Below are 13,302 nucleotides of genomic sequence, written 5' to 3'. Positions count from 1 at the left end.
GTCTGAATGTCAAAAGAAAACGGCCCGCCAGGTTTCCCCGGCGGACCGCCTGATCAGATCACGCGGAGTGCGCGATCAGTTCTTTTCCTGGTCAACCAGCTTGCCGGCCGAAATCCACGGCATCATGTCGCGCAGCTTTTGGCCGACGACTTCGATCTGGTGCTCGTCGTTCAGGCGGCGGGTGCCCTTGAAGAACGGCTGGCCCACGGCGTTTTCCTGCATGAAGTCACGCACGAATTTACCGGTCTGGATGTCGGTCAGAATGCCCTTCATCGCCGCCTTGGTTTCGTCATAGGGCAGAACCCGCGGACCGGAAACATACTCGCCGTACTCGGCTGTGTTCGAGATCGAGTAGTTCATGTTGGCGATGCCGCCTTCATAGATCAGGTCGACGATCAGTTTGGTTTCGTGCAGACACTCGAAATACGCCATCTCGGGCGCATAGCCGGCTTCGACAAGGGTCTCGAAACCCATGCGGATCAGCTCGACGATGCCGCCGCACAGCACGGCCTGTTCGCCGAACAGGTCGGTTTCGCATTCCTCGCGGAAGTTGGTTTCGATGATACCCGAGCGGCCACCACCGATGGCGGAGCAATAGGACAGCCCGATTTCCAGTGCCTTGCCGGTGGCGTCGTGGTCAACGGCGACCAGGCAGGGCACGCCGCCGCCTTTGACGTATTCGCCGCGCACGGTGTGGCCGGGGCCTTTCGGGGCCATCATGATGACGTCGACGCCTTCTTTCGGGTCAATCAGGCCGAAATGCACGTTCAGGCCGTGGGCGAATGCAATTGCGGCGCCCGGCTTGATGTTGTCATGCACGTATTTCTTGTAGGTCTCGGCCTGAAGTTCGTCGGGCATGGTGAACATGATCACGTCACACCAGGCGGCGGCTTCGGCGATGCCCATGACCTGCAGGCCTTCGGCTTCGGCTTTCTTGGCGCTGGCCGAGCCTTCGCGCAGCGCAACGACAAGGTTCTTGGCACCAGAATCGCGCAGGTTCAGCGCGTGGGCGTGGCCCTGCGAGCCATAGCCCAGGATGGCCACTTTCTTGTCCTTGATCAGGTTGATGTCGCAATCGCGGTCGTAATAAACGCGCATGTCGGGCGTCCTTTCGGTTGGTTTGTGTTCTGAGGCGCATCATATGGGTTTTGATTGAATGGCGATTGCATATCGCTGCGAAAACCACATATGAACGGTAAAACAATTCGTATTCAGCGCTAATGATGAGAAAATCATGCAAGTTGACGACACCGACCGCCGCATTCTGCGCCGTTTGCAGCAGGATCCGAATCTGCCAGCCTCGGAGCTGGCCGAGCTGTCGGGCGTGACCGTCGCCACCTGTTCGCGCCGGCTGGAGAAGCTGTCGCGCACTGGCATCATTCGCGGCCAACACGCGGTGATCAACTGGGCCGCGCTGGGTTATGAGGTCGAGGTTGCGTTGCGCATCACCCTGGACAAGACCAACCCGCGCGCCTTCGATGAATTCCTGGCCGAGGCGCGCGATGTTCCCGAGGTGACCGAGATCCAGACCTTTCTGGGCCGGGTCGATGTGCGCCTGATCGTGCTGGCGCGCGACATGCCGCATTACCAGCAGATCTATCGCAGCCGCATCCTGACCTTGCCGCACATCGCAGACATCGAAAGCCTGGCCCATGTGGCCACGATCAAGACCGACGAGGTGCTGCCGCTATGACACTGGATGACACCGACCGCGCCATTTTACGCGCCTTGTCCGAGGACGCGACCCTGTCTGCGGGTGAGCTGGGGCGCCGCTTCGGCCTGTCGCAGCCGGCGGCGTGGCGGCGGGTGAAACGGTTACATGATGCGGACATCATCACCGGACGCAGGGTCGATCTGGACCGCGAAGCGTTGGGGTTCGGCGTAACCGTGTTTCTGGGTGTGAAACTGGCCACCAAGGGGCGTGTCAGCCTTGAGGATTTCGAACGTGCCGTGTCCGCCATCCCCGAGGTGCAAACCGTGCAGCACGTGCTGGGCATGTATGATTACCGCCTGCGCGTGGTCGCCCGTGACCTGTCGGATTTCGAACGCGTGCTGCGTCGACGCATCATGACATTACCCGGCGTCGGGGATGTCGAAGCCAATGTGTTGTTAAGTGAAGAACGCAGGCCCGGCCCGCTGGGCTGATTTGTCGCTTTTCAGGGCGGGCAAAATCCGCCACTCTGTCCGTCTGACATATGACGGAGGACCACATGGCCGCGCTTTTGCCCGATATCGACCCGGATGGGATGCTGGAATTTTCGGTGGTGTTCACCGACCGGTCCCTGAACCACATGTCCGCCGCCTTCCAAAAGGTCATGCGCGACATTTCGGAAATCCTGCGCGAGGTTTACACGGCAGATGCCGTGGCGTTGGTCCCCGGTGGCGGCACCTATGCGATGGAGGCCGTGGCGCGCCAGTTCGCAACCGGCAAGCGCGTGATGGTGATCCGTAACGGGTTCTTCAGCTTCCGTTGGAGCCAGATTTTCGAAATGGGTGCGATCCCGGCCGAAGAAACCGTGATGAAGGCGCGCCGCGTCGGCAATGACCGTCAAGCAGGGTTCGCCCCTGCGCCGATCGACGAGGTCGTGGCGAAGATTGGCGAAGAAAAGCCCGATGTGGTCTTCGCCCCGCACGTGGAAACCGCCAGTGGCATGATCCTGCCCGACGATTACCTCAAGGCGGTCGCCGACGCCGTGCATGCGGTCGGTGGCATCTTCGTGCTGGATTGTATCGCCTCGGGCTGTGCCTGGGTCGACATGAAAAAAACCGGCGTGGACGTGCTGATTTCGGCCCCGCAAAAGGGCTGGTCGGCGTCACCGTCGGCGGGGCTTGTCATGATGAACGACACCGCGCGCGACATGGCGAAAGCAGCCACTTCGACCAGCTTCGCCGTTGATTTGGGCAAATGGCTGGCGATCATGGAGGCGTATGAGGCCGGAGGACACGCCTATCACGCCACCATGCCGACGGACGCCTTGCGTGCCTTTCGCGACACGATGCTGGAAACCCGCGATTATGGTTTTGACAAGTTGGAGGCCGCGCAGTGGGAACAGGGCAACCGCGTGCGCGCGTTGCTGGCAGATCGCGGCGTGAAATCGGTGGCCGCCGACGGGTTCGGCGCACCGGGCGTGGTCGTGTCCTATACGGACGACGCGGATGTGAAGATGGGCAAGCCCTTCGCGGCCCAAGGGGTGCAAATCGCGGCCGGTGTGCCGCTGATGTGCGACGAGGGCGACGATTATTCGTCCTTCCGCCTGGGCCTGTTCGGCCTCGACAAACTTTACGATGTCGAGGCCTCGGTCGCGCGCCTGACGGCGGTCATCGACAAGGCGCTGTGATGGCTCAGCCGCCGTTGGTCATGACGATCAGCAGCAGGTAGATCACCGGCACGATGCCCACGGCCACCAGGCCGACGCCGGCCACGCCCATGGTCAGGAAACCGACAAGAAGGGCGGCGATGATCGCGGCAGCGATGCCAAAGCCGACCTTTTCGGCGCGGGCGTCGGCGGCTTTCTGTTCGGGGGTAAGGTCGGTTGCCATGGCGCGTGTCTCCTTGTGCTCGCGTGGTCATGGCCCGTATATGGATAAATTCCAGATTTGGAATGTGAAACCGGGGCGCTGCGTCCGCGTGCCGCAGAACGACGCTTAGCGGGGGCCAAGCCCCGCCCGCATCACGCCTTTGCGCACCGGGGCCACGTCATGCACGGCCTTCAATCCGGCAAGGCGTATCGCCTGCAGCGGCGCCTCGCCTGATCGGGCAACACGGTTGAACAGATCGATCACTCGCGCCCGCGCAGCTATGTCAGGTTTCCGTGCTTTTTCATAGGCTTGCATCATCTTGGGGCTTCCAAGATCAGCGGCATGTTTCGCCGCCAGATCCGACAGAACGATCAGGTCGTTCAGGGATGTGTTCAACCCCTGCGCTCCGATCGGAGGCAGGGCGTGGGCGGCCTCGGCCATCACCGCGACCCGTCCTGAGACCAGCTGATCCGCCGTCTGCGTGATGATCGGCCAGATCGAGCGTCGACCTTCCAGGCGCATCCGTCCCAGCAGCCCGACAGAGCGGTGGTGCATCACCTCTTCGAAGTCCGGCACGCCCATTTCCATCAGCTCGACGGCGCGCGGGCCCAGGTTCATCCAGACAATTGCCGAGGCATGGCGCCCGTCCATGTCGGGCAGGGGCACGATGGTGAACGGCCCGCCCGTGTTGTAGATCTCGGTCGAAATGTTGTCGTGCGGGGCGTCGTGGGTGACGGTGAAGGCCAGCGATTTCTGGCCATACCGCATGGTACTCACGTCGATCCCGACCGCCTCCCGCAGCGGGGAAAACTTGCCGTCCGCGGCCACGCCCAGACGCGCGCGCACCCGGTCGCCGTTCGTCAGGCCGACGATGATCTCTCCGGTGCGCTGCACGATCGATTTGAACCCGGTGCCATAGAGCGCGGTGATGCGGTCCTGCCCTTGCAGATACCCCCAAAGCTCGCGTCGCACGACCCAGTTCATCAGGTTCCAGCCAAAGGGTTCTTCGCCCATGTCGCTGGCCTGAAACACGCGCCGGTCGCGCTCCACAGGGGGCCAGCCGGCGGTGTCGATCACCTGCAACTTGTCCAGCGGCTTGGCGTGCGGCTCCAACACGGGCCAAAGCCCGCAGGTCTGGAACAGGTCCCGCGCCGGGCGCAGGAACGCAGTTGAACGCAGGTCGGATCCGTCCAGATCCGCCTGCGTGACTGGCGGCACGGGGTCGACCATCACGACGCTGAAGCCCTGGGCGGCAAAGACGCTTGCGGCCACTTGCCCCGCGATGCCGCCGCCCGAGATGAAGATGTCCACGTCATGAGTCTGCATGTCTGTCACTTAAGCCCGTTCAGTGCGGTCGGAAAGCCCGCTTGCGCCAGTTGCGACAGAAAGCCCGTCAGGTCGGCGGTGTGGTGGTGGATATGCGGGGCCGGCGCCGGGGTGCCGGCCACATGTACGGTGCGCATGCCCATCGCATGAGGCGCGGCCAGGTTGCGCGGGTCGTCTTCGAACATCGCCGCGCGGGTGGGGTCCAACCCGTCGTTCTCAAACACCGTCTCAAAGGCGATGCGGTCGGGTTTCGGATGAAAATCAGCATGTTCCACGCCATAGATCGCATCGAACAGCCCGCCCAGACCGCGCGCGTCCAGCACCCGTTCGGCATAGGGGCGCGAGCCGTTGGTATAGACGATCCGTCGCCCCGGCAGGTCGCCGATATGGGTGCGCAGATCCGCGTCCTGCTCCAGATGCGACATGTCGATTTCATGCACATGGGTCAGATAAGGGCCGGGATCGACGCCGTGTTCCTGCATCAGGCCTGCGAGGGTGGTGCCGTATTCGGCCCAATAGTGGCGGCGCAAGTGATCCGCTTCGGCCTTGTCCACGCCCAGCGCATCCATCACCCAGGCGGTCATCTTCACCTCGATCTGGTCGAACAGACGCGCCTCGGGCGGGTACAGCGTATTGTCCAGATCGAAGACCCAGGCCGAGACGTGAGAGAACGAGCGCGCAACCATGGGCGGACGCTAATCCTGCTGCGACCATTTTGCAATGCACGGGGCGCTTGATTGTGCCGCGTGGGGGTGCATAGTCGGTTGAACCCAAAGGGAGATTGACGTGTCCGAGACCAAATCCGGCCAGAAAGATGCTTATGAGCTGATCCTGGATGCCATTGACGTGGGGCTGTACAAGCCCGGCGACCGGTTGGTGGAAAGCGAATTGGCGGACCGGTTCGGAGTGTCGCGCACGCCGATCCGCGAGGCGTTGCAACGGCTTGAGACTCAGCGCCTGCTGGCCCGCGATGGGCGGTCGCTGATCGTGGCGTCCTTGACCCACAACCAATTGGCCGAGCTTTATGCGGTGCGGGCCGAGCTGGAGGGGCTGGCGGCGCGCTTGGCGGCACAACACGCAGCACCCGAAGAAATCAAGGTGCTGCGCGACATGGTCGAAGAGGATCGTGGTCTGCTGGATGACCCCGAAGCCCTGGCGCGCAGCAACCGGCGGTTCCACAAACAGCTGCACCTGGCGTCACACAACCGATACCTGGTGCAACAGCTGGATATGGTGCACCGCACGATGGCGCTTCTGGCAACCACCTCGCTTGCCGTCGAGGGGCGCAGCGAAACTGCCGTGGCCGAACATGACGCCATCGTCTCCGCGATTGAAGCGCGCGACGGGGAAGTGGCCGGAACGGCGTTGAAAACGCATATCTCCAAGGCGTTTGAAACGCGGCTCAAGCTGGATGCTGGCGGGGCTGATCCGGGACGCTGATTGTGTCGTCTTCGGCATGGTCGAACACGCCATGCATGGTCTTGTCCCAGTAAAACGGCCGGTGCGCGATTTCCAGAAACCCCTTCATCGCGGCCAGTGAGGCCAGCGGGAAATAGACGTGCAGCGTGGGCACCCACCAGCGCAGCCAGCGGTGTTTCGGGCCGGACACCGCCAGCACGCCCACGGCGATGGTCAGGACCTCCGACAACAAGAAGACTGCGCCCAGAAGATAGAACATCTCGATCGGCATCACGTTCAACAGCGGGTGCGGCAGACCCAGGGGCAAAGCCCAGAACGACCATAGGACGGGTGCCAACAGGAATTGGGACAGGGTGCCCAGGAACAGGATCTGGACCCCCAGGAATTTCCACCAGCCCAGTTCGCGCAGCAACGCGCGCGGCGCGCGCATCGCGACGCCATAGGTCATCGCATAGCCCTTGATCCAGCGCGACCGCTGTTTGATCCAGGGCCAGACCCGGCAATTGGCTTCTTCCTCGGTGACCGTGTCGATCAGCTCGGTCCGGTAGCCATGGCGGGCCAGACGAATACCAAGATCAGCGTCTTCGGTCACGTTGTGGGCGTCCCAGCCTCCCAGCTCTTCCAGCGCGTGGCGGCGGAAAAACAGCGTGGTGCCACCCAGCGGAACGGCAAAGCCAAGGCGTTCAAGCCCGGGCAGGATAACCCGGAACCAGGTGGCATATTCCACGGTGAAACAACGGCTGAGCCAGTTCGTGCGCGCGTTATAGAAATCCAGAATGCCTTGTAGACACGCCACGTCTTGTCCGCGTTCGTGAAACCGGCGTACGACGCGGTGGATCTGGTCGGCGTCCGGGGCGTCCTCGGCATCATAGACCCCGATGATCGAGCCCTTGCAGAAATCCAGCGCGAAATTCAATGCGCGGGGTTTCGTTTTCACAGCACCGCGCGGCACGGTGATCTGGCGCATCCAGCGCGGCAGGGCGGATCGGGCCAGGGTGGTCTGGGTCAGCGTGTCGTCTTCTTCGACGACAAGGCAGATATCAAGCAACTCGCGCGGATAGGAAATCGCGCTAAGCCGTTTGACAAGGCGCCCGGCAATCTCGGTTTCCTTGAACAACGGCACCATGATCGACACCGTGGGCAGTTTTGCGATGCCCGGGGGCTGCCGCTCTGAGAAAAAAGTCACCTTCTCGCTGTTGCGCCGGCGCATGTGGGCGACAGCCGCGCTGGCTTTCACGGCGGAGTTGACGACAAGCGTCGTGACCGCCCAGGCGGTGAGCAAGCCGAAGCCCAGGGCCGGACTGAAGATGAACAGGGCGATGATGCTCAGGGTCAGCGCAATGAAGATGAGACCGACCGTGCCGCGTTTCCAACTGCGGCAGCTTTCATGTTCAGCAACGCGGGTTTCAGCCCGCTTTGCCAGCGATCGGTGCCGTGCGGCGATCAGGGCCGCCTGAATGTCTTGCTCGGGCGCGATGGCCAGAAGCAGGCGCCCGAAATCATCGGGCATGACCTTTGCCAGCTTGTCGAATTCATCCGGCCGCGAGCAGATCAGGATGGTGGCCCCGCCGACGCGTTTCCAGGGCACAACGGCGTGACGAATGCAGAAATCCGCCCCCAGCTTGTCGATCAGGCGCACATCGGGCGGTTGGGCCTGCAGGTCTGCCGTCGAGGTGCCATATTGCTGAGCGAGGGCGGCATAAAGCTCCTCTGTGGTGACAAAACCGTTGGCCAACAGGATGTCGCCAAAGCGCGCTTCTTCGCGCTGCTGCAATGCGACGGCCATGGCCAGATCGTCCTCGGCCAAAGCGCCGCGCTGGCGCAGAAGCTCGCCCAACGGGACGCGCTGCGGGGCTGAGCGCGCCAGTTTCGGGGCCGGCTGAACGTCCCGTAGAAAGTGAAGATTGGATGCGGTCATATCTCATCAGGGTCTGTTTCCTGACGAGACTGCCTCACGGTAGGTTAACAGGTCGTTAACCGTAATGTTTTTTCCAATGTCAGCCGCGCTTGTCCATCGCTTCAGCGAAGCGTTCGAACAGGTAGTAGCTGTCTTGTGGCCCAGGGCTTGCCTCAGGGTGGTACTGAACCGAAAACACCGGGCGATCAGTCATGCGAATCCCGCAGTTCGAGCCATCGAACAGCGACACGTGACTTTCGATCACCCCATCGGGTAGGGTCTGGCTGTCCACGGTGAAACCATGGTTCATCGAGGTGATTTCAACCTTGCCGGTTTCTAGGTCTTTAACCGGGTGGTTTGCCCCGTGGTGGCCGTGGTTCATCTTCACCGTCTTGGCGCCCAGCGCCAGAGCCAGCATCTGGTGGCCCAGGCAAATGCCGAACACTGGCAGGTCGGCCTCAAGCACGGATTTGATCATCGGCACGGCATAGGCGCCGGTGGCCGCCGGATCGCCGGGGCCGTTTGACAGGAACACGCCGTCGGGATTGTGGGCAAGGACCTCTTCGGCAGTGGCGGTGGCGGGCAGGACGATGACCTCACAGCCAGCCGAGGCCAGACAGCGCAGGATGTTGCGCTTGGCGCCGAAATCGAGCGCGACGACCTTGTGGCGCGGGTTGTCCTGGGTGGCGAAACCTTCGCCCCAGGCCCAGCGTTTTTCGGTCCAGCTGTAGCTTTGTGCGCAGGTGACTTCTTTCGCAAGGTCAAGGCCTTCGAGGCCGGGAAAGGCGCGGGCCTCGGCGATAAGGGCTTCGATGTCGAAGGCGCCTTCGGGGTCGTGGGCGATGGCCACGTGCGGTGCACCTTGCTGGCGGATCGCGCGGGTCAGGCGCCGGGTGTCGATGCCGCCGATGCCGATCCGGCCGCGACGCTCCAGCCACGCGGTCAGTTCTTCGGTCGACCGCCAGTTCGAGGGCTCGGTCGGGTCCCATTTCACCACCATGCCAGCGGCGACCGGTTCGGCGGTTTCATCGTCTTCCGGGGTCACGCCGGTGTTGCCAATGTGGGGGAAGGTAAAAGTCACAACCTGGCCGGCATAGGACGGGTCGGTCATGATTTCCTGATACCCGGTCATGGCGGTGTTGAAGCACAGCTCGGCGGTGGTGACGCCGGTTGCGCCAAAGCCTTGACCATAGAACAGCGTGCCATCCGCAAGGGCCAGGCAGGCCGTGGGCCTAGAAGTTTCGACGGCGGTTGCAGCGGCAGCAGACATGGACGTTCCCCCGATTTCAAACAGGCCGGAACCTAAGCGCGGTGGCACGTGGGGTCAAGGGGCATCACGGCTCTGCGCTTTTTTGCCGTATTCAATGAAAACAGAGACTTAGCGGGTTTCGGGGGGAGTTGTAAGCCCGGATCGGATTGGATAGTGTCGGACTTCTGAAAAGCATGGGGATGCACCGGACAGATGGAAATGCGAAACCGCATCACGGACGCCTTGAAAACGGCGATGAAAAACAAGGACGCGGCACGGCTTTCGACGCTGCGCCTTATCAATGCCGCGATCAAGGACAAGGATATCGACCTGCGTGGCAAGGGCGATGACGCCACTGTCACCGACGCCGATGTGCTGTCGATTCTGGGCAAGATGGTGAAACAGCGCCAGGAAAGTGCGCGTGCTTATGAAGAGGGCGGGCGGCTGGAGTTGGCCGAGAAGGAACTGACGGAAGTCGGTGTCATCGAAGAGTTCCTGCCCAAACAGCTGGACGAGGCCGAGACCGAAGCTGCGGTGAAAGCGGCCATTGCCAAGGTCGGCGCCGAAAGCATTCGCGATATGGGCAAGGTCATGGGCGTGCTGAAGTCGAAATACACCGGCCAGATGGATTTCGGCCGCGTCGGCCCGATGGTCAAGGACCTGCTGGGCTGAGCCCCAGCCAGGCCGCGCGTGATCCAAAGGCGTGGCTGCGCCACACTCGATTCTGATTTGGCGCCCGGTGCGCGTGGTTTGCCCTACTGACGGCTTTTCGCAAGAATCAGGGCGCGGGTCAGCGCGTCGTGCAACGTCGGCCGTTCCGTTTCATCGAGGAAGGCGCCCAGTTCGACCGTGCGCCCAGCGCCTTTCAGTGTCAGGTAATTCGCAACCGGGCCTCCGGTCGGGTGGATTTCGAGGCTGACCCAATAGGGGTTGGCCTCCCAAACCTGCCGACGGCGCTTCGGGCCTGTGCGGGTCAGGCGAATGTGGTCGGGCCAGATCTCCAGCTCCTCCAGGATCTCGCCGTCCTTGTAGCTTTTTTCGATGAAGAACCACAGCCCGGCCAGGGCGGTCAGGGCGAAAGGCAGAATCCCCCACAGCAGAACCGACCCGATCAGGGGAAACAGCGGGATCATCAGAAGCAGGAAGGCCATGCCGATGATCCCGACAAAACCCCGGCGCGGCAGGGATCGGAACGGCCAGGCGTGCAGTTCCGCCACCGGTGCATCCCCGGCCGAGAAGCTGGGCGGGTGATCCACAGGCGGGGCCTGGGTGATGGCTGTGGTCCATTCGTATGGCATCAGCGTTCGGTGCGAAAAAGGGAGATCGCCGAAGCGGCCAACAGTGTGATCAGGCCCGCGAGTGCCACAAACGCGACAATGCCCAGCGCCATCGCGGTGCCGTTCAGTGGTGTGAAGCGCTCGACCAACGTTTCGGGGTCCAGAGAAGTGACCTGCGCCATCCACAGGCGCGGCAGGACCCAGCCGGACACCTGCGCGACCAGAAGCCCCCAGAACAGCCCGCATGCAAGGCGTGGATACAGCAGAGCGTTGCGCTGTGCCAACGCGCGGGTGGCAAGGGCCAGCAGGCCCCAGACCAAGGCCGTGGTCCAGGTGCCGGGTGGCGCGGCCACATAGTAACTGTCCTGCAGCGCGGGATCAGTGCCACCGACCGCGAACAGCTGCGGAGCCAGGGTCAGCAGCAGGCGACTCAGCGCTGCGGTCCCCAGATACAGGCCCGCGACGCTGGCCATCAGGGTCCACAGCTGCGCCCCCCGCCAGGCCAACCCGACGGGGACCAGCACGATCAACGCATGAAACAGGTCCGACAAAGTCATGCCCTGTGATTGGCACGGGTTCGGGCAAAAGAAAAGGCCCGGGCGTTTCCGACCGGGCCTCTTTGTCTCAAGTGACGGGGATCAGTGCGCGTGGCCCTTGTCCCAGTCCTCCTGCTTCGGCAGCTGCTCGAACGTGTGCTCGGGCGGCGGGCAGGGCAGGGTCCATTCCAGCGTATCCGCGTATTCGTTCCAGTAGTTGTTCTCGGTCACGCGTTTGCCCTTGAGCAGGGTGTAGGCGACGATGCCGATGAACAGCAGGAACGAGGCGAACGAGATCATGGCGCCAACAGACGACAGTTTGTTCCAGTAGGCGAAGGCCTCGGGATAGTCGATGTAGCGGCGCGGCATGCCCTGGCGACCCAGGAAGTGCTGCGGGAAGAAGGTTACGTTCACGCCGATGAAGAACATCCAGAAGTGCACCTTGCCCCAGAATTCCGGGTAATGACGCCCCGACATCTTGCCGATGTAGAAGTAAATCCCGGCGAAGATACAGAAGGCCGCGCCCATCGACATCGTATAGTGGAAGTGCGCCACGACGTAGTAGGTGTCGTGATAGACGCGGTCGACGCCAGCCTGCGACAGAACCACACCGGTGACACCACCAACGGTGAACAGCAGCAAAAAGCCCAGCGCGAACAGCATCGGCGTTTTGAACTCAAGCGAACCGCCCCACATGGTGGCGATCCAGCTGAAGATCTTCACACCCGTCGGCACTGCGATGACCATGGTTGCCAGCATGAAGTAGCTTTGCTGCGTCAGGCTCATCCCCACGGTGTACATGTGGTGCGCCCAGACGACGAAGCCCAGGAAGCCGATCGCGATCAGCGCCCAGACCATAGGCAGGTAGCCGAACACAGGCTTGCGCGCGAAGGTGGCGAAGATGTGCGACACCAGGCCGAAACCGGGCAGAACGACGATGTACACTTCCGGGTGGCCAAAGAACCACAGGATGTGCTGATACAGGATCGGATCGCCGCCACCGGCAGGGTCAAAGAAGGTCGTGCCGAAGTTGCGGTCCATCAGCAGCATGGTGATGGCGCCGGCCAGAACCGGAAGCGACAGCAGAATCAGCCAGGCGGTGACGAAGATCGACCAGGCAAACAGCGGCACCTTGAAGATGGTCATGCCGGGGGCACGCATGTTCAGGAAGGTGGTGATCATGTTGATCGCGCCCAGAATGGACGAGGCACCCGACACGTGAACCGCGAAGATCGCCAGATCCATCGAGTAGCCGCCTTCGGTGGTCGACAGCGGCGGGTAAAGCACCCAGCCAACACCCGAACCCAACTGGTCATTGCCGCCGGGCGACAGAAGCGAGGCCACGCCAAGCGCGACACCGGCCACATACATCCAGAACGACAGGTTGTTCATGCGCGGGAACGCCATGTCCGGCGCGCCGATCTGCAAAGGCATGAAATAGTTGCCGAAGCCACCAAACAAGGCGGGAATGACGACGAAGAACATCATCAGTACGCCGTGATAGGTGATCATCACGTTCCACAGGTGGCCGTTCGGGGTACATTCCGCCGCCGAGTTGGCGATGAAACGTGCGCCTTCCAGGCACATGTATTGAACGCCCGGTTCCATGAGCTCGAGGCGCATGTAAACGGTGAAACAGACCGAGATGAACCCGACCAGACCTGCGACAAACAGGTAGAGAATCCCGATGTCCTTGTGATTCGTCGACATGAACCAACGCGTGAAGAAGCTGCGCGTATCTTCGTGGTCATGGCCGTGAATGGCTGCGTCCGCCATGTAGTGCCTCCCTCAGGGTTACTTCGCCCGTTTGGGGAGTCGCCCCATCACGGATTTTGAATGTTTTTAAAGGGCGAAGTGTCACAGGGCAACGGGGTCTGGCGTGGTTGAGGCAAAAAACTTGGGCGGCGTGGGCGCCTTGCGGGCCGTTTGCAGGTGAAATCACGCACGGGGGCGCCGATCAGGATGCCGGTTTGCCGGTGTCACGGTGCGGTTGCCGGACCGGTGCGACCTCGGATCGGCTGGACTTTACCCTGTGGATGCGCGAGGGCTGCGACATAAGCGGGCCGACCGACGGCCGCC

General features: G+C 62.3%; 14 protein-coding genes. 5 read left to right on the top strand and 9 right to left on the bottom strand.

Annotation, left to right across the window (positions count from 1 at the left end):
- Positions 1-75: 75 nt before the first annotated feature.
- Entirely contained in the window at positions 76-1,098 is a 1,023-nt protein-coding gene (ilvC, locus tag MN188_RS07950; RefSeq protein WP_242107568.1) for a ketol-acid reductoisomerase, read from the bottom strand.
- Between the two features lie 136 nt (positions 1,099-1,234).
- On the opposite strand from ilvC, the gene MN188_RS07945 reads away from it, so the two are divergent.
- The 3 genes from MN188_RS07945 to MN188_RS07935 all read left to right on the top strand — a co-directional run bounded on the left by MN188_RS07945 (position 1,235) and on the right by MN188_RS07935 (position 3,338).
- Positions 1,235-1,693 carry an Lrp/AsnC family transcriptional regulator gene (locus MN188_RS07945; protein WP_242107566.1) on the top strand — a complete coding sequence of 153 codons (459 nt, stop codon included), beginning with the start codon at positions 1,235-1,237 and terminating at the stop codon, positions 1,691-1,693.
- Positions 1,690-2,145, top strand: coding sequence for an Lrp/AsnC family transcriptional regulator (locus tag MN188_RS07940; protein WP_242107564.1), 456 nt, complete (start codon positions 1,690-1,692; stop codon positions 2,143-2,145). Before MN188_RS07945 ends, MN188_RS07940 begins: the two co-directional genes overlap by 4 nt.
- 65 nt (positions 2,146-2,210) lie before the next feature.
- Positions 2,211-3,338 (top strand): aminotransferase class V-fold PLP-dependent enzyme, encoded by a 1,128-nt coding sequence (locus MN188_RS07935; RefSeq protein ID WP_242107562.1) that lies wholly within the window; start codon positions 2,211-2,213, stop codon positions 3,336-3,338.
- 4 nt (positions 3,339-3,342) lie between these two features.
- Here MN188_RS07935 and MN188_RS07930 read toward each other — a convergent pair whose 3' ends face one another.
- From MN188_RS07930 to MN188_RS07920, 3 genes are all read right to left on the bottom strand, one after another.
- A complete protein-coding gene (locus MN188_RS07930; RefSeq protein ID WP_242107560.1) occupies positions 3,343-3,540 on the bottom strand; it encodes a hypothetical protein in 198 nt (65 codons plus the stop codon).
- Positions 3,541-3,645: 105 nt separating this feature from the next.
- Positions 3,646-4,845, bottom strand: a complete 1,200-nt coding sequence (locus tag MN188_RS07925) for an FAD-dependent monooxygenase (protein ID WP_242107558.1) — start codon at positions 4,843-4,845, stop codon at positions 3,646-3,648.
- 5 nt (positions 4,846-4,850) lie between these two features.
- The gene (locus tag MN188_RS07920; protein ID WP_242107556.1) at positions 4,851-5,531 is read right to left on the bottom strand and encodes a pyrimidine 5'-nucleotidase; all 681 of its coding nucleotides are present in this window, start codon (positions 5,529-5,531) and stop codon (positions 4,851-4,853) included.
- Between the two features lie 100 nt (positions 5,532-5,631).
- Here MN188_RS07920 and MN188_RS07915 point away from each other — a divergent pair, with 100 nt between their 5' ends.
- Positions 5,632-6,285 carry a GntR family transcriptional regulator gene (locus MN188_RS07915; protein ID WP_242107554.1) on the top strand — a complete coding sequence of 218 codons (654 nt, stop codon included), beginning with the start codon at positions 5,632-5,634 and terminating at the stop codon, positions 6,283-6,285.
- On the opposite strand, the gene MN188_RS07910 is transcribed toward MN188_RS07915, so the two are convergent.
- Together MN188_RS07910 and carA are read right to left on the bottom strand one after the other, a co-directional pair.
- Complete coding sequence (locus MN188_RS07910) at positions 6,248-8,182, bottom strand: glycosyltransferase (protein WP_242107552.1); 1,935 nt, start codon at positions 8,180-8,182, stop codon at positions 6,248-6,250. The genes MN188_RS07915 and MN188_RS07910 overlap by 38 nt on opposite strands.
- 79 nt (positions 8,183-8,261) lie before the next feature.
- Positions 8,262-9,431: a glutamine-hydrolyzing carbamoyl-phosphate synthase small subunit gene (gene carA / locus MN188_RS07905; protein ID WP_242107544.1), complete on the bottom strand. Its 1,170-nt coding sequence runs from the start codon at positions 9,429-9,431 to the stop codon at positions 8,262-8,264.
- A 192-nt stretch (positions 9,432-9,623) separates the two neighbouring features.
- On the opposite strand from carA, the gene MN188_RS07900 reads away from it, so the two are divergent.
- The gene (locus MN188_RS07900) at positions 9,624-10,082 is read left to right on the top strand and encodes a GatB/YqeY domain-containing protein (RefSeq protein ID WP_242107542.1); all 459 of its coding nucleotides are present in this window, start codon (positions 9,624-9,626) and stop codon (positions 10,080-10,082) included.
- Positions 10,083-10,165: 83 nt separating this feature from the next.
- Here MN188_RS07900 and MN188_RS07895 read toward each other — a convergent pair whose 3' ends face one another.
- The 3 genes from MN188_RS07895 to MN188_RS07885 form a co-directional block, all read right to left on the bottom strand.
- Positions 10,166-10,708 (bottom strand): DUF2244 domain-containing protein, encoded by a 543-nt coding sequence (locus MN188_RS07895; RefSeq protein WP_242107540.1) that lies wholly within the window; start codon positions 10,706-10,708, stop codon positions 10,166-10,168.
- Positions 10,708-11,244 (bottom strand): hypothetical protein, encoded by a 537-nt coding sequence (locus MN188_RS07890; RefSeq protein ID WP_242107538.1) that lies wholly within the window; start codon positions 11,242-11,244, stop codon positions 10,708-10,710. The genes MN188_RS07895 and MN188_RS07890 overlap by 1 nt, the downstream gene beginning before the upstream one ends.
- An 81-nt stretch (positions 11,245-11,325) precedes the next feature.
- On the bottom strand, positions 11,326-12,999 hold the full coding sequence (locus tag MN188_RS07885) for a cytochrome c oxidase subunit I (RefSeq protein ID WP_242107536.1): 1,674 nt from the start codon (positions 12,997-12,999) through the stop codon (positions 11,326-11,328).
- Positions 13,000-13,302: the final 303 nt, after the last annotated feature.

It is taken from the genome of Aliiroseovarius subalbicans (genome assembly GCF_022678625.1).
In the GTDB taxonomy this organism is placed as follows: Bacteria; Pseudomonadota; Alphaproteobacteria; order Rhodobacterales; family Rhodobacteraceae; genus Aliiroseovarius_A; species Aliiroseovarius_A subalbicans.
The sequence above is the reverse complement of the archived record's forward strand: the minus strand, read 5'-3'. Positions and strand labels throughout refer to the sequence as shown.